We start from the raw sequence: 19,434 nt of genomic DNA, 5'->3' as shown, positions 1-19,434 counted from the left end.
AGATGGACGACCAATATAATTTGCAGAGGTTCGTCAACGCTCAGGATCCGGTCTACGGCGACGCCCTGGCTATACTGCGTCGAGGCGTGATGTGTACTCCATACATGGAGTTGATCTTCCCGAGGTTGGCTGCCGGGCTAAGCGACACTGACGCCGATCCGTACGCGATCACATCACTCGACGAGGCAGGCGCTTACCTCCAATCGCCGATACTGGGCGGTCGTTATCGGGAATGCGTCGGCACACTGCAACGACTTTCCAATCTAAGTGCTCGCGCGGTCTTCGGTGATGAAGATACAAAGAAATTGCACGCGTCCCTAACGCTGTTTTCCGAAGCAAGTAACGACGAGTTCCTGCTCAAGACCATCTTCGACGTCTGGTTCGACGGTCAAATCGACGAGGGCACGATGCGCAAACTCTACTCGATGTCATAACGCCGCCGGCGACCGGCGGATGTGGCCACCGCCGAAACCGTCACCGCCCTATTCTTCCTGTGGCAGAGGCATCAACCCGTGTTCGCCTGGTACGTCGGGGAAGCGGCCTTCGCGCCAGTCCGCCTTTGCCTGCTCAATCCGTTCGGCTGAGGAGGAGACGAAGTTCCAATGAACATAACGTGGTTCGGAAAGAGGCTCGCCGCCGATCAGCATCAGCCGCGCGGCATGGAAGGCAGGCGCCTGGAGCACGATCTCAGCGTCCGGCTCCAGCATGATCAATTCGCCTTCACCGAACGTGCCAAGTTGGCCCATGACTTCGATCTCGCCGGCGACAACATAGATCGCACGCTCGAGATATCCGGGTTTCACCTGATATCGCGCACTGCTGGTGAGCACGATTTCGGCGCAGACCAGGTCGGAGTACGTCCTTGCCGGAGACACCAACCCGTCGGAAACCCCGGCGATTAAAGTGAACTCGACCCCGTCGCCACAGATCCGTGGGATTTCGGGAGCGCCATAATGTGAAAAGTGGGCGGCAACTTCTTCGTGCTTGGTGGGGAGGGCCACCCAGGCCTGAACGCCGAAGAGATTGCTTCCTGGTGCTCGGGCTTCTGGCGACGTGCGTTCGGAATGGACGATGCCGGACCCGGCCGTCATCCAGTTGACCTCGCCGGGGCGGATGGTCTGCACTTCACCGAGATTGTCGTGATGGATAATCTCCCCGTCGAACAGATAGGTCACGGCCGCAATCCCGATATGCGGATGCGGCCCCATGTCGAAACCGCGACCTGCGTCGAATACCGCGGGGCCGAAATGGTCGAACAATATGTAGGGACCGATCATCAGGCGGTTCGAGGAGGGCAGTACGCGCCGTACCTTCAAACCGTCGGCAAAATCACGCATACTCGGCTGCCTAAGTGGGTCGATGCCGACGATGTCGCTTTGGCGGATGGTCATGAATCTAGTCCTTTCGAATGCCTGGTCGACCACGTGCTCGAGCGTGCTCCAATGGGGCGGTGTGGAAGACAGCCTGAATGGCTTTCAGGAGCGCAAATTTGGAGCTCTTGTGCTGCTGGCCGGGGATGCCGGTTTCGCCATAGGCCAACGTCCCCCTCGACAGGGTTGCCGCAAGATCTTCGGCCATCTCGGGCCTGTCGTGCAGGAGCGGCGCGAACCTCTGCTGGTCTATCTCGTAGACCAAGACGTGGGTCATCGCCCGCAATGTCGACGTCTCGCCAATACCTGCGAGCAGGCCGGTCTCGCCGAAGAAGTCGCCAGGTGCAAGCCGGCCAACCTCCTGCACGTTAGCATTGCTTTGGACATGTTGCCGGACGATGACGCCCTTCCGGACAATCATGAGGGATGGCAGCATCTCTCCTTGTTCTGCAATGACGTCGCCCTTGCGGTAGCTGCGAACCAGGATCGTCGCGGCAAGCGCCTCCTGCTCGGCATCCGTTAGCGTCGAGAAGATCGGTATGGCCTTGATCAGGTCGATCGCGGCGAAGCCTTGGGAGGTCGCCGTCCCGTCGATTGGCTGGGAGGTCATGGCAATCGAAGCCGAAAGTGGCGCTGCCAGCAGCACCCCGACCGACCTTGAATGGCGATAGACCAGATCGAAAATTTCGTTCCGAGCTGTAATCCGCTGGTCAAGGCTGGCGACGCGAAATGACAGCTCGATCCCGATTGCCGCCGCATCCAGGCTTGTGATGGCTACCACGGGCGAAGGGTCTTGGAGGATCGAGTTGCAGCTCAGGAGGACCATGCGCATCGTGTCTACGATGATAGCCGGCGTCTTGGTCAGAGTCATCTTTACCGTCACGGTAAGTCCATGGCTCTCGTCTGGGCCGCTAAGGTTTGTTACCCCGATTTTGGCGACAAGGCTGTTCGGAAGTGCGATGACGTTGTGGGCCGGGGTGAGGAGTTGGGTCGAGCGCCAATTGGTCTCTACGACGCGGCCCTCGGTTCCGTCGTTCAGAATGATCCAGTTTCCAAGCACATAAGGGCGGCCGAGGTTAAGCGCGATTCCCGAAAATACGTCGCCAAGCGTATTCTGGAGCGCCAAACCTAGCATGACGGCAAAGACGCCCGACGTGGCGATGAGCGTTCCGACCGGCACGGCAAAGACGAACGCCAGGATTGAAAGGAGCATTCCCGTATAGATGATGCCGACCACGACATCCTGCAGGAGGCGTGCCTCGCGCGGCTGCCGCTCGAACACGATATAGATACGGACAAACCCAATTAGCGCCCAGGCAAGATGGACCCACCACAGCAGCTTGACCGATCCGATGAGGATCGCTCCACTGGTCGTCCCATCGCTTCGTGCGGGCTCGTATGGGACGACCCGCAGTTCGAGAACCATGATCGACATTGCGAGGAAAAAGACGAGCTGGACGATCAACCTCGCATTGGCGAAGCGTCCCGGAACGAGGTTCCAAACGACGATTCCGGCGAGGCCGAGCGACACGATGTAGATCAGAGGTGAGTTCCACCAGTTCATCACCGGACCCAGATCGACCATGATCGCAATCCCTGTTTTTCATCATTCGGAGCAGAGCGGTTGCTGGCGCTCGACATAAAGTTGTCTCGTCGCCTCGACGCAACGGTTCGGTCCAAAGCGTGTTGCTATCGGCGCCTTTGAGACGGGCTGGCGAGACACGATCATCGCCTCTTCCCATCTACGTTTGGTCGCCGGCCACGGCGATCGCGCCTTTGCCGCCGGCCCCCTTGTTCTTCTCGAGCACCGCTTCAGTGATCGAGTTGGGCAGCCGCCGTGGCTTCTCGATTAAGCCTAGCACCGGCAGTGCGATCAGGAAGAAGGCGAAGTAGTAAAGCGTCGCCAACTGAGACATGACGACGTAATTCCCTTCGGCCGGCCGCGAACCAAGCCAGCCGAGAAACAGTCCGTTGGCGACGAAGAGCCAAAAGAACACCCTGTACCATGGCCTGTAAACGGCCGAGCGAACCTTGGACCGGTCGAGCCACGGCACGACGAAAAGCACCACGATCGAGCCGAACATGGCGAGCACGCCACCAAGTTTGGAATCGATCGGCCCGACATTGAAGGTGATGGCGCGCAGGATCGCATAGAAGGGCAGGAAGTACCATTCCGGCACCATGTGCGCAGGCGTCTTGAGCGGATTTGCGACGGTGTTGTTGTCAGGATGGCCGAGATAGTTCGGCAGGTAGAAGACGAAATAGGCGAAGAAGAACAGGAACACGATGATGCCGAACGCGTCCTTGACGGTCGCATAGGGTGTGAAGTCCACGACATCGGTTTTTGATTTCACATCAATGCCGGCTGGATTGTTCTGCCCGACGACGTGAAGCGCCCAGACATGCAAGGTCACCACACCTGCAAGCACAAACGGCAACAGGTAATGCAACGCAAAGAAGCGATTCAGCGTCGGATTGCCGACCGCGAAACCGCCGAGCAGGAGCCGCTGGAACCAGTCGCCGGCCAGTGGGATGGCCGTGAAAAAGTTGGTAATGACGGTGGCTCCCCAGAACGACATCTGTCCCCAGGGCAGCACATAGCCCATGAAGGCGATCGCCATCATAAGCAAGAGGTTGGTGCATCCGAGCACCCACAGCAGCTCACGCGGCGCCTTGTAAGAGCCGTAGTAGAGCCCGCGGCAGATATGGATGTAGGCGGCAATGAAGAAGAAGGAGGCGCCGTTCGCGTGGAGAGAGCGCAGCAGCCATCCCGAATTCACGTCGCGCATGATCTTCTCGACTGAATTGAAGGCCAACCCGGTATCTGGATCGTAATGCATGGCAAGCACGATCCCGGTCAGGATCTGCGAAACCAGCATGACCGTGAGAATGCCGCCGAACGTATAGGCGTAGTTCAAGTTGCGCGGGACGGGATAGACGATGAAGCTATCGTGCACCAACCTCGGCAGCGGCAGGCGGGCGTCGAACCAGCGTTCGATACCGGTCTTGGGCGTATAGGTCGAATTTTTGTCGCTCATCGAAATTGCCCCATCTCAGCCGATACGGATTCTGGTGTCGGAAATGAATTGGAACACCGGCACCGCCATGTTCTCGGGCGCTGGGCCTTTGCGGATGCGGCCGGCAGTATCGTATTGCGAGCCGTGGCACGGGCAGAGCCAGCCTCCGAACTCGCCTTGCTGACCAACCGGGATGCAGCCGCTATGCGTGCAGACCTGGACCATCACGATCCAGGCTTCCTTGCCCGGCGCTGTGCGGTTGGCGTCGATTGCAGGCGCATCGGCCGGCAGATTGGCGTTACGGGCGACCGAATCCTTGAGCTCGGCCAAGCTGACAGCTCTGCCGTCCTTGATTTCCTTCTCCGTGCGGTTGCGCACGACGACGGGCTTGCCGCGCCATTGCACGACCAGCGACATTCCCGGCATCAGCGAGGAGACGTCGACTTCCACCGCGGCCACAGCCTCGGCGGGCAATGCGGCAGTGCCGGTTTCGGTCTGGGATAGCTCGGCCATGACGACGACTCCTCTGATTGGAAAGCTGCTTCAGTGCGTCGGCGTGCAGTCGGAAAACCCGGCCGCGGCCTTTCGCCGTTCGCGTTTGCTCATTTCGAGTTGAACTATGCCGGCCGCAGCGGGATGTGGGCCATCGTGCCAAGGGCCCATGTGTCCAATACTTTCGTTTATGAGCCCTGAGCGAAGGACTGCGGGACTTTCGAGGACGCCAGGCGTAGTGGATGCGAATCCTTGGTTGTTGCCGTTCCCCACTTGAGCGGGATTCCGGCATTGCACGGGCAATCGCAGAACGATTGCTTGGCTTGATCATACCTCGGCATAGGCACGCCTACCTGTCGGTGTCGTAGCCTTCCTCCCCGGCAAGTGAGATCTTCTGGAACCTGATGGACGCCGCTGGCAAGTGCCCAGCTAGGCGGGCGCCGCCGCCGGACAATTGCGAAGCTTCGTCAGGATTCAAAAAGGGAAAACCCGTGAAACTTTACTATAGCCCTCTCGCCTGCAGCCTGGCCGACCACATAGCACTGGAGGAGGCGGGTGCCGCCTTCGAGCGCGAAACGGTCAATCTCAAAACCAAACGAACGGGCTCCGGTGATGATTTCACCACGGTCACGCGCAAGGGGTATGTTCCTGCCCTCGTGCTGGATAGCGGGGAAACGCTGACAGAAAATATCGCCGTCCTCGATTGGATTGCGTCGCAGTACCCGGCACTGGGAGTGGAAGGGCCAATGGGCCGTACCCGCGTTCTCGAAGCGCTGACCTACGTCTCGACCGAAATACACCGAAGCTTCAAACCCATGTGGCACCAAGGCAGCGATGCTGAAAAGGCCAAGGCGCGGACCACGATTACATCGCAACTTGATCTCTTCGCGGACGGTCTCAAGACGGATTTTCTGTTCGGCGAGAAACCCAGCGTAGCGGACTTCTACCTTTTCGTGATGCTTCTTTGGGCAGTCCGCTTCCAAGTCCCTGTTCCAGCTCCTTTGGAAGCGTTGCGCGCCCGAATAGCGGCCCGTCCGGCCGTTCGCATCGCAATGAAGCGCGAGGGCCTTGTCTAAGTGCGAGACCGGCCGCGTGTCGTGTCAACCTTCAGCCACGACACATTACGAAGGAGTTTGTCCATGCTTCTGTTCCTGCAGAACCTCCACCTGATCGCTACCAAGCGCGGCGACGGGCTACGCCCCGAATTTCTAAGCATGGAAGGCGAGGCGGGACTCGGCATGACCTTCCCATGTGATCGCGTCATTCCAGCTCAATGTATGTCTGAACAGCGCTCGGCGGAGCCACCGACGCCTCGGCTGTCCAAGGGGGTTGCCAAGGCATGCCGGCCGGGAACGCCAAGCCGATGAATGAAGCTGATGCCGGTGCCGCGCCATAACAGGTGGCATCCGGACGGTGCCGTGAAAGAGGTTGCAAGAATGGAAAATACAAGACGGCCGGGACAAATTGATCCCTATCGCAGGGCGTTCGTCGGCGTTGCTGCAATGGGTCTGGCTGCTGCTCAGTTCGCGACAGTTCGCTCAGCCGAGGCGCAACGCGTTTCAGGGCTGGACGGAGCAACGGCAGGACCATTGCCGGCTGCCTCGTTCGCAGCGCTCAGGCAAATCGACGCCGGCCTGCTGAACGTCGGCTACGCTGAAGCTGGTCCGTCCAATGGTCCCGTTATTATCCTCCTTCATGGCTGGCCCTACGACATCCACAGCTTTGTCGATGTCGCTCCCCTGTTGGCGATGGCGGGATATCGCGTGATCGTTCCCTATTCGCGTGGCTGTGGCACCACGCGCTTTCTTTCAAGTCAGACTGTCCGCAACGGCCAGCAGTCTGTGCTGGCTGTCGATGTCATCGAATTGATGGACGCGCTGAACATCGGCGAGGCAATCGTCGCCGGCTATGATTGGGGCGCGCGCACAGCCTGCATCATAGCGGCGCTCTGGCCGGAGCGTTGCAAAGCTCTCGTTTCGGTCAGTGGCTATCTGATCGGCAGTCTCGCGGCAAACAGAATGCCGCTGCCGCCGAAGGCCGAGCTCCAATGGTGGTATCAGTACTATTTTGCGACGGAACGCGGCCGGGCCGGCTACGAACAATACCGGCGCGATTTTGCAAACCTTATCTGGCGGATCGCCTCGCCGAAATGGGATTTTGATGACGCCACCTTTGAGCGCAGCGCGGCGAGCCTCGGCAACCCGGATCACGTCAGCATCGTCATTCACAATTACCGCTGGCGGCTCGGGCTTGCCGAAGGCGAACCGGAATATGACGGCCTGGAAAAACGGCTGGCCGAGAGCCCGTTGATCACGGTGCCGACCATCACCCTTGAGGGGGATGCCAATGGCGCACCCCACCCCGACAGCAGTTCCTATGCCAAGAAATTTTCGGGCAGATACGCGCATCGGACCATCACGGGCGGAATTGGCCACAACTTGCCGCAGGAAGCCCCACAGGCTTTCGCCCAGGCAGTCATAGACGTCGGCGAATACTGATCGGGCGAACTCGTGACCAACTGATGCGGAGATGATCCGCGAATTGGGTAAATCCAACTCCGCCCCTCCGGCCCTATGCCGGTCGACCAGTGGCGTTTCGATCAAGATTGAAAGGGATCTGTTGTGGATTCGACATTGCCATCCGCTGTTGCTCAACCGGTCGTCGCGCAACTGACGCGGGCCGCGATATTTCTTGTTGTGACGGTCATTTCCGGACCAGAACACGAAGCGACCGTGCGCGCCTTATGTTGCGATCTTTCCACACTTCTGCGCGCGGTCGGCTCCCGTGACCTCGAGGGCCGGCTCTCGTGTGTCATGGCGTTTGGTTCCGATGTCTGGGACCGCTTGTTTGGAGCCCCCAGACCGAAGGACCTGCATGCATTTCGCGAAATCCAAGGTCAGCATCATGCCGTCTCGACGCCGGGCGACATCCTCTTTCACATTCGTGCATCGCGTATGGACCTTTGCTTCGAACTGGCGACACAGATCATGTCGCAGCTCGACGGCGCAGTCTCCACGGCGGATGAGGTGCACGGCTTCAACTATTTCGATGACCGCGACCTGATCGGCTTCGTCGATGGCACAGAGAACCCGGTGGATGAGCGCGCCGTCAAGGCCGCGATCATCAGCGAGGAGGACCCCTCATTTGCCGGAGGCAGCTATGTGATCGTGCAGAAGTACCTGCATGATCTGAAAGCATGGAACGCGCTTCCAATCGAGGATCAAGAGGGAATTGTTGGCAGAAAAAAGCTCTCAGATATCGAACTGGACGATGACGTGAAACCGACCTCGGCGCACAATGCGCTGACCACGATCGTCGAGGACGGAGAGCAGTTGGAAATCGTACGCGACAACATGCCGTTCGGCGACGTCGGCAAGGGTGAGTTCGGTACCTATTTCATCGGCTACGCCCGTTCTCCGCGCAGAATCGAGCAGATGCTGGAAAACATGTTCATCGGCCGGCCGCCAGGCAACTACGATCGGTTACTGGACTTCAGCCGCGCAGTCACTGGCACATTGTTCTTCGTCCCGTCGACGACATTCCTGGAGAACCTTGCAACGGGGGAAGTCATCTCGACCACTGGTCCGGGCCTGTCGGGTTGACCTGTTTGGAGTAACCGTCAACAGGTTCCCCACCGAATATGAAACGCACGAACGACACCCCCACTTTGGCTTTCCAACGCTACACTGGCCTTGGGCGATGAACGGAAACGGTCGATGTTTCCGGTCTGTGCTCGAAAGTCGCATAAAACGCAGTCTGGAACTTGGTCTGGTATTTTTCGCTGCTGACATTCGGTCAGCTCTATCCTTGAATTCCATCTGGTCCGGCGCCGCAGATGATGGCACAGACGCACTCGCCTGAGCTGAACCGCACCCGACCCTCCGCAATTGCGGCAACCGCGGCAGCACCGCTTAGATCAGCCGCAAGGCCCATCTCGAACCACAAGCTTTTGGCGGCGCACAGCATCTCGGAATCGTCGACAAGCACGATCTCATCGACGCTATCGCGCACAATGTCGAAGATGCGATCGTCGGTTTTGGCGCAGGCCATCGTCGCGACAGATGTCGTGATCTTGTCCAGGGCCACATTGTGTCCGGCTTCGAGGGCGCGCAGCAGCACCGGCGAGCCTGTGGCCTCAATTCCAATAACGCGCACATGCGGCGCCAGCGCCTTGATCGCTGTCGCCACGCCGCTGACCAGCCCACCGCCGCCCATGGCGACCAACACTGTCGTCACATCCGGCATCTGGTCGAGGATTTCGAGGCCGACCGTGCCTTGCCCGGCGACCACAGCCGGGTCGGCGAAGGGATGGAAATAGACGGCGCCGGTTTCGCGGACGAAGGCTTGCGCGGCCTCGTTGGATTCGTGCCAGGCCGAGCCGACAATGTGGGTGGCCGCTCCCCAGGCGCGCAGCTTCTCGATCTTGGCCGGCGAGGCGTTGGTCGGCAGGAAGATGGTGGCCGGCACACCGGCCATGAGGCCCGCGCGGGCGGTGGCTATGCCATGGTTGCCACCCGACGCGGTGACGATGCCATGCTCCAGCGCGGCGGGGTCGAGCGAGAGCAGCCTGTTGGTGGCGCCGCGTGCCTTGAACGATCCGGTGACCTGCAGCAGTTCCAGCTTCAGCAGCAGGTCGACGCCGCCGGCCAGCGGCGTCTTGAGGTTGCCGGCGGCAATCATCGGCGTACGCCTGACATTGCCTTCGATGCGCGCGGCGGCAGTACGGATGTCTTCCAGCGCGATCACGCCAGCTCTCCTTCATAGCGCGTAGCGACGGTGACGCAGCAATTGCCGACAACGACACGGCCGGGCTGGCGGCGGCCATAGACGATGCCGTCCGAGAGGTAGCGCACGGTCTCGGGCGCGCGGCCGGGGTCGGCCAGGTCGTGGATGCGGCCGGCGTCCTGGCCAGCATGGACCTCGGCGCCCAGCGCGTGGAACGGTTCGAACACGCCATTGGTGGTGGCCAGCACATAGCCGTCATGGCCGGGAATGCGCAGGATGTTTTCGGGCCTCGCGGCAGGCGGCCTGCCTGTCGGCGGCAGCACGCCGAGGTGGCTCAGCACATTGCGCACGCCCTTGCGGCAGATGCCGAGCGCGTCGAGCGAGACCGTGCCGGCGCCGGCCATCTCGGTGCCGACCGTGGTCAGCCCGGCCCTCACCGATGTGGCCGTGGAGGTGCGCGGCTCGCCGAGATTGTCGATGACGACGGTGAGCGGAGCATCGAAGGCGAGCACCGCCTCCGTGTTGCGCTTGCGGTGGGCGGCGTCGGGCGCCGGCTCGATGATGGCGCTGGGCAGGATGTTGAGCGAGGAACCGCCGGAGTGAAGATCCATATAGGCATGCCCAAGCGGCATGACGACGTCGCTGACATAGGCCGAGATCTGCTGGGTGATGGTGCCGGTTGGATCGCCTGGGAACGTGCGGTTGAGGTTCAGCCCGTCGACGGGCGAGGTGCGGCGGCCGGCCAGCACGGCCGGCAGGTTGATCGCCGGCAGGAAGATGATGCGGCCGCTGACCATGCCCGGGTCGAGATCGCGGATGAGTTCGCCGAGCGTGATCGGCCCCTCATACTCGTCGCCATGGTTACCGGCCTGCAGGATGACGGTCGGCCCGCTGCCGTTCCGGATCACCGCGAGCGGAATGCGGGTCGCGCCCCAGGCGTCGTCATGCGGCGAATGCGGAATGTCGACGAAGCCGATCTGCTTGCCGGAACGGTCGAAATCGATGGTGGTGCGGGCGGTGGACATGCGGGCCATGTTTCTCTTTGAAACTCTAGGGGATGGAGGTGGCGAGGGAGAGGCGGCGAGGGCGGAAAGGCCCCCGCCGCCGAAGAAGTCAGATCGGCGGCAGGGTCGGCAGCGTGGTGCCGATCCACTTCTGCGACAGCGCCGAGAGCGAGCCGTCGAGCATGCCGAGATGGATGTAGGTGTCGAGCCAGCGAAGCAGCTCCGGGCTGCCCTGCTGGATGCCGATGTAGCAGGGCGAGAATTGCAGGATGAATTTGGGTTTCAGCTGCACCTTGGCGTCCTTGTCCATCAAATCCTTGGCCACGACATCGGCGGTGGCCAGCAGTTGCGCCTGGCCGGAGGTGAAAGCGGCTGCGGCGGTGGCGTCGTCGTCGAAGCGCACGATCTTGGCGTTGGGCGCGGCCTTGGTCAGTTCGAGATCCTGCGTCGTGCCGCGCGCCACCGCGATGGTCTCGTCCTTGAGCTCGGCCGGGCTCTTCACCGTGATGCTGTCGGGGCCGAAGACGCCGATCGAAAGCGCCGCATAGGGCGAGGTGAAGGCGATCTGCAGCGCGCGTTCCGGCGTCGCGCCCATGGCGGCGATGACGATGTCGAGGCGGTCGGTGACCAGATAGGGCACGCGGTTGGCGCCGGTGATCTGCTGCAGTTCGAGCTTGACGCCCAGCGCCTCGGCGATCTTCCTGGCCATGTCGACATCGAGGCCGACCGGCTCGTTCTTGGCGTCGACCGAACCGAAGGGCGGCACGTCGATCGGCACGCCGATGCGCACCGTGCCAGCGGACAGGATTTTCTGCAGGTCGGCCGCTCGCGCCGGCATTGCCGAGACGGCGCCGGCCAGGAGCACGGCTGTGACGATCCTGGTGAGATGCTTGAACATGGAACTTCCCCTTTTTCTGGTTGGACTTTCTTTTCCTAGTGAAGGACGGCGCTCAGGAAGCTCCTGAGTTCGGCCGTACGAGGCTCGAGCAAGGTCTCACGCGCTGGCCCATCCTCGTGGATGCGGCCCTCATGCATGAAGATCACGCGGTCGGCGACGTTCTTGGCAAAGTTCATCTCATGGGTGACGAGCATCATGGTCATGCCTTCGCTGGCGACGCTTTCGAGCACGCGCAGCACTTCGCCGACCAGTTCGGGGTCGAGCGCCGAGGTGATCTCGTCGAACAGCATCAGGGTCGGCTGCATGGCCAGCGAGCGCGCGATGGCGACGCGCTGCTGCTGGCCGCCGGACAATTCGTCGGGATAGGCAAGCAGCTTGTCGGCGAGGCCGACCTTGGCGACCACGGCGCGGGCGACTTCGCGGGCGGCCGGCGTGTCGAGCTTGCGCACCAGCTTCAGCGCCAGCGTGACGTTGCGCTCGACATTGAGATGCGGGAACAGATTGTAGCTCTGGAATACCATGCCGGCGCGCTGGCGCAGAAGGTTGAGGTCGGCCCTGGGCGCGGTGACGTCGATGCCGTCGACGACGATGCGGCCGGCCTGCACCTTCTCCAGCCCGTTGATGCAGCGAAGCATGGTCGACTTGCCCGAGCCGGAGCGGCCGATGACGGCGACGATCTCGCCTTTTTCCACGTTGAGCGAGATGCCCTTCAGCACCTCGATGGCGCCGAAGCGCTTGCGGATATCGGCGATTTCAACGAGCGACATGAAGTCTCCTTTCCAGCATGCGGGCGAGCTGGGAGAGGGAAAAGCAGATGACGAAATAGATGGCGGCGGCGGTGAGGTAGACCGGCAGCGGGGCAAAGGTCGCGCCGCTGATGATCTGGCTGGCGCGGGTCAGTTCGACGAAGCCGATCAGCGCGGTGAGCGAGGTGTTCTTCACCAACTGGACGAGGAAGCCGACGGTCGGCGCGACGGAGATGCGGATCGCCTGCGGCAGCACGACATGGCCGAGGCGCTGCGCGTAGGTGAGGCCGAGCGCGGCACCCGCCTCCCATTGCCGCTGCGACACCGATTGCAGGCTGCCGCGCCAGATCTCGCCGAAGAAGGCCGAAGCGTAGATCGACAGGGAAAGTGCCGCCGCCGTCCAGGCGTCGACCGAGAGGCCGATCAGCGGCAGGCCGAAGAAGAAGACGAAGAGCTGGCCGAGTAGCGGCGTGCCCTGGATCAGGTTGATCCAGGCGATGGCCAGCCAGTTGAGCGGCTTGAATGGGATGACGCGCAGGACGGCGACGACGATGCCGAGCAGCCCGCCGCCCACCGTGGCGGTGAGCGCCAGCAGCATCGTCCAGCGCGCGGCCTCGATCAGGTAGACGATATCGGTGCCGCCAAATTCGCGGATCATCGGCGCGGCCTCCTGACGAAGACCATCCAGTAGACGCCGGCGAAGAAGGCCCGGAAGCCCAGGGTCAGCACGAGATAGGAAATGGTGATCAGCGTGTAGGTCTCGAAGGAGCGGTAGGTGCGCGAGTCGATGAAGGCGGCCTGGTGGAACAGCTCGGTGGCGCCGATGGAGGAGACGACGCTGGTGGTCAGCATGATCAGCACGAACTGGCTGGCCAGCGCCGGGTAGATGGTCTTGACCGCCTGGAACAGCACGACATGGCGGAAGGTCTGGCCGGCGGTGAGGCCGAGCGAGCGGCCAGCCTCGACCTGGCTCTGGCGCACCGACTGGAAACCGGCGCGCAGGATCTCCGCGCCATAGGCGCCCATGTTGATCGACAGCGCGATCAGCGCAGCGGTGTTGGCGCCAAGCTTGATGCCGATCGAAGGCAGGCCGAAGAAGACGATGAACAGCTGCACCAGCAGCGGCGTGTTGCGCAGCGCCTCGACATAGACGCGAGCGCAGGCGCGCAGCGGCATCAGCGGGCTGATCGAGGCCATGGCGACGATCAAGCCGATGGCAAGGCCGCAGAGCATGGTGACGACCGAGAACTGCAAGGTCAGCAGCACGCCTTGCACAATCTCGGGGATATAGCGCAGCAGGACATCAAATTTGAAATTATAGCTCATGGAAGTAGAGCGTCCCCCTATGCAACTCCAGGCAGATCGCTATTTTCCGCTCGGATTTGCTGGACACCACGCTATCGTCGCTTCATATGTGACGTCAAGCGTCATCTATGAAGCGGATGCAAATGACGGACGACAAGCTGAATTACAGCGCGCCGGCCCTGGAAAAGGGGTTGGATATCCTCGAATTGCTGGCCAATGCCGGCCAGCGCATGGGCACGCGCCAGATCGCCGAGGAACTGGGGCGATCGAAGAACGAGATCTTCCGCATGGTCCATGTGCTGCTTGCGCGCGGCTACCTCCAGCGCGATGAGGGCGGCGAGGGGCTGATGCTGTCGAACAAGCTGTTCGGGCTTGGCATGCAGACGGCGCGCGCCCGCGACCTGGTCAGCACGGCGGCCCCCATCGTCGAGCGCTTCGCCGAGGAGGTGCACCAGGCGGCGCATCTGGTCGTCGCGCATCGCGGTGAAACCGTCATCATCGCGGCGGCATCGGGCGGGGCGGACATGAACTTCTCGCTCAAGCTCGGCTATCGCCGGCCGCTGGCGGATGCCCATTCCGGCCTGGTGCTGATGGCGTTCCAGCCCAAGCCCGTGCGTGACCGGATGATCGCCGAATGCCTGATGCTGATGCGTGAGCCGCCGGACCCGACGACGCTCGCCGCCGAACTCGACGCGGTGCGCGAGCGCGGCGCCATCATCCACGAGAGCCGCGACATCATCGGCGTGACCGACGTCGTCTGTCCGATCATCGCCGGCGACGGGCGCGCCGTGGCCTGCGTGACGGTGGCGGCGGTCAGCCGACGCAGCGCCGCGCCCAATTTCGAGGCCATGCTGGCGCGGCTGAAGCTCGCTTGTGCCGAGATCGCGCATGAGCTTGGAGGGTAGGGAGGCTCAGCCCGCGACGATGATGTCGCGCGGCGTGCGGGACAGCACCTCCGCACCGGCCGTGGTGACAAGCACATTGTCGATGATGCGGGCGCCAAGGCCTTCGGCGCCGATATAGACCGGCGGCTCGATGGTGACCACCATGCCGGCCTTCAGCATGTGCGGGCTGTCGCCGATCATGTGCAGCGGCTCGGCCCAGCTCGGCGGAAAGCCTGGCCCCAGCGCATAGCCGGACGTGTGGACACGGCAGGCTTCGAGCCCGGCCTCGCCGATGACGGCGCGGGCCGCCTGGTGCGGCACGGTTGCCGGCACGCCGTCGCGAATCGCCGCGATCATGGCGTCGCCGGCGCGCAGCACGATGTCGTGCAGTTCGGCCATGCGCGGCGTCGGCTTGCCCAGCGCGAAATTGCGGCCGATGGTGGCTGTGTAGCGGTTGAAGGTGGCGCCGAATTCGAGATTGCCGAAATCGCCATGTTCAAGCCGGCGCGCGGTCGGCGCGCCGTGGCTGTAGGCGGAGCGCGGGCCGGAGACGAGGTTGATCGGGCTGGCGGCGATGCCGCTGCCGTTGCGCAGCAAGGTCTCGTGGATGGTGCCGGCCAGCGCCAGTTCCGACAGGCCCGCCGCGAACTCGCCGGCAAAACGCTCCATGCCAAGGTCGGCAAGGGCCGCCGCGCGCCTGATATAAGCGATCTCGGCCGGCGACTTCACCAGCTTCAGGCCGGCGATCAGTTCCGTCGCCTCGGCAAGCAAGGTATCGCCGATGACGGCGCGAAGGCCGAGACAATGATGTGGGTGAAGATAGTAGGCCGGCACTTCGAGGCCGACGCGCCTGCCTAGCACGTCGTGGCGCCGCGCCACGTCGGCGAAGGCCGCGACCGGATCCTCGTTCTCGCCGCCGCCGAAGCCATGCACCTCGTCGGCAGCTGAATCCGTTTCGAATTCGTGCACTTCGCCCTGGCGTGTCAGCACGACGAGCGGCTCGTTGCGCGCGCCGACCAGCAGGCATTGGAATTCCTGGTAGCTCTTGGCGTCGCTGCCGGTCAGCCAATGGATGGAGGCGGGGTGAACGGCAATCAGCCAGTCGAGGTCGCGTGCGGCCATGGCGGCGCGGACACGCGCCAGACGATCGGCGAATTCGGCGGCGGTGAAATCGTGTTTCGACATTAGCCTCGCGTCACCGCCATCGCCTCGATCTCGATCAGCAGGTTCTCGAAGGCAAAGCCGGCGACGCGGATCGCAGTCACCGCCGGACCGGGCTCGGGGAAGAATTCGCGCTGCACGCGGGCAATCACCGCGCGCGTCGCCTCGATCCCGGCCCAGCTGCCTTCGGCGTGATAGTAGATATAGAGCTTGGCGACGTCGCTTTCGTCGAGCCCGCCTTCGGCCAGCGTGCGGCGGATGAACTCGAAGACGTTGCGGGTCTGCGTCTCCATGTCGTCGCCGACGGCCTGCGCCTTGTTGTCGGCCGAGATCTGGCCGCCGATCAAGGCGAGCCCGCCAATCTTCCAACCTTGCGTGAACTGGGTGTTGGGAATGCTCCAGTCCCAATGGTTGGCCGGCTGCAGGCGCTGCTTGTCGTCGCCGAGCATGCCGATGCCCTCGACCTGGATCAGTTCGCCGGCATTGCCCATGCCCTGGATGCGCAGTCCGGCACCGGCCGCCGAAGGCACCGACATGTAGCGGCGGCGCACATTGGTCATCTTCTCCCAGTAGTCGGTGACCTCGCGGCCTTCGCCGAAAAAGCGGAAATAGGTGTTCTGGCGCATCAGGCTGTGGCGGTCGCCGCCGCCCGACCGCAGCATGGTGTCGAGGTTGCGGAAGGCCTCGTCGGTCTGCACCTCGATGTCGCCGAGCCCGAGCACATTGCCTTCGGCATCGAGCGAGCGCTGGCCGCCGACAAACAGCATGTCGCCGACCTTCCAGCCATGGACGAAGGGCAGCTCCCTGCGCCAGCGCCAGTGACCCGGGGGGTCGAGCAGTTCGCGCTTGCCGCCGATCACCACCCAGGCGTCGACCATCAGCAGCGCGCCCTCGCGGTCGAGGCCGCAGCGGATTTCGGTGGTGGTCGGGCCGGGAGCGGTGAAACAGCCGGCGCGCACGGCATCGAGTTCGTCGAGCAAGGCGCCCACGGCATCGGCCTTGCAACTGAAATAGATGTTGTGCTTGACCACATCGGTCATGCCGGCGCCGGCCTGGGCGAGAAGGGCCGCCAGCCGATCGAAAATGACGCGCGCCTGACCCGTTATGCCGGTTGCGACGATATTGCCGCTGACGTCCGTCGCCATCAGCCCGCCGATGAAGACCAGGTCACCGGCGCGGACGGCCTGCGGCGCCGATCCTTCGATATCGCTGAATGTCCGCATCCGCACCACGTATCCTCCCGCTGATTTTCTACTTACTTACCTGCAAGTCAGTGTTCCGTCAAATGCTGGGGATGCAGCAAAGCTTCGGCGTCCACGGCCAACGCATTTGGCTATGATGGAAGCATGGACGAGACCGACACCAGACAGGCGATCAAGGATACGGCGCTGGAGCTTCTGGTGCGCCACGGCTATCGCGGCACCAGCTTCGGGGATATTTCGGCGGCGCTCGGCACGACGCGCGCCAACATCCACTATCATTTCGGCAACAAACAGGCGCTCGTCGACGAGGTGCTTGACGACTACATGCAGGCGACGCTGAGCGGCTTGCGGGCTGTCTGGTCGCATGAGGGGTCAAGCCTCGAGGAGCAGGTCGAGGCGATGATCGCCTACAGCCGCGCCCGCTTCCGGCATTTCAACCCAGCCGGCACAGAAGGGCAAAACTGGAGCCTGATTTCGAGGCTGCGGCAGGATGCCGACCTCCTTGATGCCGACGGCCAGAAGATGCTCGGCCATTTCAGCGCGGAGCTCTCGGCGTTGTTTGCCGGCGCGCTGTCGGCGGCGGGCCGGCGCGGCGAGTTGTCGCCGAATGTCGTGCCCGGCGACGCCGCGCTGCTGTTCGCGGCGATCGCCGACAACGCCGCGCCAATTACACTGGGCGAAGGTGGCTTTGACGCGTTGGAGAAGACCTATCGCAGCCTGATACGGATGATCCAAATCTGACTCACCGAAACGACAATGTGAAACCCCATGTTATAGCAGTGAGCCTCGCTTCCTCTGACATTCTGTCTGAAGAATTGGTCGTCTGCTCGGCTTACCTTGAGACATTCTCGGTTGCTGGCTTAATCAGCCCCGCAAGTGTGATCTTGGTCATGAGCTTGTGCTTGGACTTGTCGTGGTGGCGATAGTCCTTCCAGCGGAAGCTGACCAGAACTCCATGATCCAGGCTCACGAGGCGGCTGTTGGCGATGGCGACGCGGTAGGTGTAGCGACCAAGGTAGGCGAGGACCTGTTTTGGACCGCCGAACGGGGGCTTGGCGTAAACGACCACTCGATCCGCTTCAGTCCAGCCAGTTGGGCGCAGAAAGTAGCAGGGTCGGCCAGGCTAGCGAGATCGCTGAAGAAGCGAAGCTGGCCGGCGTCGAAGGCGTCTCGGAGGCGCTCTAGGAATAGGCGGTGACAATCGGGCGGTTACTCTATGCTGATGGTTTCGTCAGGAGAGCTCCTTCTATAACGACTCCGGAATTCACGTATTTCCACAGCGCAACAAACAGTTTCCGAGCGAGGGCGACCATGCCGCCTTCTTGCACCGGCCACCATTCGGGATGACTCGCGCCCTGAACCACTGGCTCAGTGCGAATTGGGTTGATGGGGCACCCAGACCCACGCAACCTAGACAAGCGTCGGCCGGAGCCTAGGATTGCCGGACTTCGAGACTCCCTGCTCGCAATTAATTAATCTGCCCACTCTGCTCAACCGGCCACGGTCTTCCTCCTCCGGCGTTGGCACTCGCAACATTGCGCAAACCCGAGGCTCCCGCGGTTGTGGCCAACAACGAAGCTGACGGTCTGCTTTCAGCGCAGAAAGCAGTCATTCCACCGGTGGCCTCCACTGCCCAGATGTAGCAACAATCCTCGAATGGCAAGGGAAGCCTCGAGCCAGAAGCTGGCGGGCTCCTACAGGGACGTGAGGGCGCGGTCCCAATATGGATTCTGAAGGGTCGAGCGCAGGCGCATCTGCTTCCACACGCCGTATTTGTAGAAGTCGAAGTCGATGCTCGAGGTAATGTTCTGGACCATGCACCACAGCGACCATTTCAAGTCGCCCAGCATCTGGTAGACAAACATGCGCGCCTTGGTGCTGGCTTCGACGCGACCGAAATAACATTCGATCGCCTCATCCTGCATCACGTCGCTCAGGACCATTTCCCCACACCAGGTGGCGAGATCGCAGCAGCGGTCGTTGTTCGACGCGTATTCGAGGTCGACGATCAGGATCCTGTCTTCAGTCAGCAGGAAGTTAGCTGGTGCCGGATCGTTGCAGCAAGGAACGATGTCCAGTCCTGACGCTTCCAGCGCGGCGCGAGCGGTGCGGTACTTCATGTGAATGGTAGGAAAATCGTGCGGGAATGCCGCCCCGAGCTCACGCAATTGAACGATATGTTCATCGATCATGTCAAACAGGGTCTTGGTTAAGCGAAGCGGGGCAGAATTGTTGAAGGTGCGGAACAAGTTAATAGTGGGCGCCCTAATCTCGGCGGAGTGGAAGTCGCGGGTGGTGCAGGGACGAGACCGCTCTACAAAGTCGCTGATTTCCACGCCGCGGTCGCTGAGATCACTATAGATCCGAGGCCCGATGCCAAGTTCGTGCGCGCGCCTGCCGGCCTCGAGCGAAGCGCTCCGATCGATAAACTTCTCGGTCCCGGGGCCTGGCATCTTAAGGAAAAACGTCTGACGCTCACCTCCGATCCTGACGTGCCAGTTAGAATTGCTAAAGCCCCCGAAGATTGGCCGGTAAAAGATGTCTTTGCCCTGCCATGGGGGTACCAAGGAAAGCATTGTTTCCAATGCCAGTTCGGAGGCCGATTGGCCTTCTCCGCACTTCCGTTCCAT

General features: G+C 62.1%; 19 protein-coding genes and 2 pseudogenes. 6 read left to right on the top strand and 15 right to left on the bottom strand.

What is annotated here, in order from left to right; all coding sequences use genetic code 11:
- Positions 1-2: 2 nt before the first annotated feature.
- Positions 3-434, top strand: coding sequence for a DUF1810 domain-containing protein (locus FJ972_RS27815; RefSeq protein ID WP_140523168.1), 432 nt, complete (start codon positions 3-5; stop codon positions 432-434).
- A 48-nt stretch (positions 435-482) separates the two neighbouring features.
- Here FJ972_RS27815 and FJ972_RS27810 read toward each other — a convergent pair whose 3' ends face one another.
- From FJ972_RS27810 to petA, 4 genes are all read right to left on the bottom strand, one after another.
- The gene (locus FJ972_RS27810; protein WP_140523171.1) at positions 483-1,391 is read right to left on the bottom strand and encodes a pirin family protein; all 909 of its coding nucleotides are present in this window, start codon (positions 1,389-1,391) and stop codon (positions 483-485) included.
- Between the two features lie 4 nt (positions 1,392-1,395).
- Positions 1,396-2,955, bottom strand: a complete 1,560-nt coding sequence (locus FJ972_RS27805; protein ID WP_140523174.1) for a mechanosensitive ion channel family protein — start codon at positions 2,953-2,955, stop codon at positions 1,396-1,398.
- Positions 2,956-3,112: 157 nt separating this feature from the next.
- A complete protein-coding gene (locus tag FJ972_RS27800) occupies positions 3,113-4,408 on the bottom strand; it encodes a cytochrome b (protein WP_140523177.1) in 1,296 nt (431 codons plus the stop codon).
- Positions 4,409-4,423: 15 nt separating this feature from the next.
- Positions 4,424-4,900, bottom strand: coding sequence for a ubiquinol-cytochrome c reductase iron-sulfur subunit (petA, locus tag FJ972_RS27795; protein ID WP_023767325.1), 477 nt, complete (start codon positions 4,898-4,900; stop codon positions 4,424-4,426).
- Positions 4,901-5,370: 470 nt separating this feature from the next.
- Between petA and FJ972_RS27790 the strand changes: the two genes are divergently transcribed.
- The 3 genes from FJ972_RS27790 (at position 5,371) to FJ972_RS27780 (ending at position 8,481) form a co-directional block, all read left to right on the top strand.
- Positions 5,371-5,955, top strand: coding sequence for a glutathione binding-like protein (locus tag FJ972_RS27790; RefSeq protein ID WP_140523180.1), 585 nt, complete (start codon positions 5,371-5,373; stop codon positions 5,953-5,955).
- A gap of 360 nt (positions 5,956-6,315) precedes the next feature.
- Positions 6,316-7,377, top strand: a complete 1,062-nt coding sequence (locus tag FJ972_RS27785; RefSeq protein ID WP_140523455.1) for an alpha/beta fold hydrolase — start codon at positions 6,316-6,318, stop codon at positions 7,375-7,377.
- A gap of 123 nt (positions 7,378-7,500) precedes the next feature.
- Positions 7,501-8,481: a Dyp-type peroxidase gene (locus FJ972_RS27780; RefSeq protein ID WP_210239471.1), complete on the top strand. Its 981-nt coding sequence runs from the start codon at positions 7,501-7,503 to the stop codon at positions 8,479-8,481.
- 199 nt (positions 8,482-8,680) lie between these two features.
- Here FJ972_RS27780 and FJ972_RS27775 read toward each other — a convergent pair whose 3' ends face one another.
- The 6 genes from FJ972_RS27775 to FJ972_RS27750 all read right to left on the bottom strand — a co-directional run bounded on the left by FJ972_RS27775 (position 8,681) and on the right by FJ972_RS27750 (position 13,578).
- Positions 8,681-9,625 carry a threonine/serine dehydratase gene (locus FJ972_RS27775; RefSeq protein WP_140499646.1) on the bottom strand — a complete coding sequence of 315 codons (945 nt, stop codon included), beginning with the start codon at positions 9,623-9,625 and terminating at the stop codon, positions 8,681-8,683.
- The gene (locus FJ972_RS27770; protein WP_140499644.1) at positions 9,622-10,638 is read right to left on the bottom strand and encodes a succinylglutamate desuccinylase/aspartoacylase family protein; all 1,017 of its coding nucleotides are present in this window, start codon (positions 10,636-10,638) and stop codon (positions 9,622-9,624) included. The genes FJ972_RS27775 and FJ972_RS27770 overlap by 4 nt, the downstream gene beginning before the upstream one ends.
- Before the next feature lie 79 nt (positions 10,639-10,717).
- Positions 10,718-11,506 carry a transporter substrate-binding domain-containing protein gene (locus FJ972_RS27765; RefSeq protein WP_056570895.1) on the bottom strand — a complete coding sequence of 263 codons (789 nt, stop codon included), beginning with the start codon at positions 11,504-11,506 and terminating at the stop codon, positions 10,718-10,720.
- Between the two features lie 35 nt (positions 11,507-11,541).
- Complete coding sequence (locus FJ972_RS27760; RefSeq protein ID WP_140499643.1) at positions 11,542-12,273, bottom strand: amino acid ABC transporter ATP-binding protein; 732 nt, start codon at positions 12,271-12,273, stop codon at positions 11,542-11,544.
- Complete coding sequence (locus FJ972_RS27755) at positions 12,260-12,910, bottom strand: amino acid ABC transporter permease (RefSeq protein WP_140499641.1); 651 nt, start codon at positions 12,908-12,910, stop codon at positions 12,260-12,262. The genes FJ972_RS27760 and FJ972_RS27755 overlap by 14 nt, the downstream gene beginning before the upstream one ends.
- Complete coding sequence (locus tag FJ972_RS27750; RefSeq protein ID WP_140499639.1) at positions 12,907-13,578, bottom strand: amino acid ABC transporter permease; 672 nt, start codon at positions 13,576-13,578, stop codon at positions 12,907-12,909. The genes FJ972_RS27755 and FJ972_RS27750 overlap by 4 nt, the downstream gene beginning before the upstream one ends.
- A 122-nt stretch (positions 13,579-13,700) precedes the next feature.
- On the opposite strand from FJ972_RS27750, the gene FJ972_RS27745 reads away from it, so the two are divergent.
- Entirely contained in the window at positions 13,701-14,462 is a 762-nt protein-coding gene (locus FJ972_RS27745; protein WP_181165404.1) for an IclR family transcriptional regulator, read from the top strand.
- A gap of 6 nt (positions 14,463-14,468) precedes the next feature.
- On the opposite strand, the gene FJ972_RS27740 is transcribed toward FJ972_RS27745, so the two are convergent.
- Positions 14,469-15,626: a M24 family metallopeptidase gene (locus FJ972_RS27740; protein WP_140523182.1), complete on the bottom strand. Its 1,158-nt coding sequence runs from the start codon at positions 15,624-15,626 to the stop codon at positions 14,469-14,471.
- Positions 15,626-16,825, bottom strand: coding sequence for a RidA family protein (locus FJ972_RS27735; RefSeq protein ID WP_140523185.1), 1,200 nt, complete (start codon positions 16,823-16,825; stop codon positions 15,626-15,628). The genes FJ972_RS27740 and FJ972_RS27735 overlap by 1 nt, the downstream gene beginning before the upstream one ends.
- 123 nt (positions 16,826-16,948) lie before the next feature.
- On the opposite strand from FJ972_RS27735, the gene FJ972_RS27730 reads away from it, so the two are divergent.
- Positions 16,949-17,545 (top strand): TetR/AcrR family transcriptional regulator, encoded by a 597-nt coding sequence (locus FJ972_RS27730; protein WP_140499631.1) that lies wholly within the window; start codon positions 16,949-16,951, stop codon positions 17,543-17,545.
- A gap of 160 nt (positions 17,546-17,705) precedes the next feature.
- On the opposite strand, the pseudogene FJ972_RS30390 reads toward FJ972_RS27730, so the two are convergent.
- From FJ972_RS30390 to FJ972_RS27715, 3 genes and pseudogenes are all read right to left on the bottom strand, one after another.
- Positions 17,706-17,995: pseudogene (locus FJ972_RS30390) on the bottom strand (transposase); the annotation flags it as partial.
- Positions 17,996-18,018: 23 nt separating this feature from the next.
- A pseudogene (locus FJ972_RS27720) lies at positions 18,019-18,277 on the bottom strand (IS110 family transposase); the annotation flags it as partial.
- 221 nt (positions 18,278-18,498) lie between these two features.
- On the bottom strand, positions 18,499-19,434 hold the full coding sequence (locus FJ972_RS27715) for a choline/ethanolamine kinase family protein (RefSeq protein ID WP_140523188.1): 936 nt from the start codon (positions 19,432-19,434) through the stop codon (positions 18,499-18,501).

It is taken from the genome of Mesorhizobium sp. B2-1-1, from assembly GCF_006442975.2.
GTDB lineage: Bacteria > Pseudomonadota > Alphaproteobacteria > Rhizobiales > Rhizobiaceae > Mesorhizobium.
This window is presented reverse-complemented; position numbering and strand designations above follow the sequence as displayed.